Origin of the sequence: Pseudomonas sp. SIMBA_067, assembly GCF_046534675.1 — a bacterium.
In the GTDB taxonomy this organism is placed as follows: domain Bacteria; phylum Pseudomonadota; class Gammaproteobacteria; order Pseudomonadales; family Pseudomonadaceae; genus Aquipseudomonas; species Aquipseudomonas putida.
Genome location: NZ_JAWRYH010000865.1, coordinates 1 through 254, shown reverse-complemented (window position 1 = coordinate 254; position 254 = coordinate 1). Strand labels below are relative to the sequence as shown.

General features: G+C 62.6%; 1 pseudogene. It reads left to right on the top strand.

The window, feature by feature from the left end:
• Nucleotides 1-219: pseudogene (locus tag SB765_RS31675) on the top strand (cytochrome C oxidase Cbb3); the annotation flags it as partial.
• Nucleotides 220-254 lie beyond the last annotated feature (35 nt).

Here is a 254-nt window from a genome sequence, read left to right as displayed (position 1 = left end):
GCCGGTAAAGGCACCCCGGCGATGGGCGCCCCCGACCTGACTCACCCGGGTGCATTCATCTACGGCTCCAGCTTCGCCCAACTGCAGCAGACCATCCGGTACGGCCGCCAGGGCCAGATGCCTGCCCAGGAGCAGCTGCAAGGCAATGACAAGGTGCATCTGCTGGCGGCGTATGTCTACAGTCTGTCCCACGGGGATAAGCAGACCGAAGAGCAGTAAACCTGACTATCAACAAAGCCCTGCGCAGCGACACC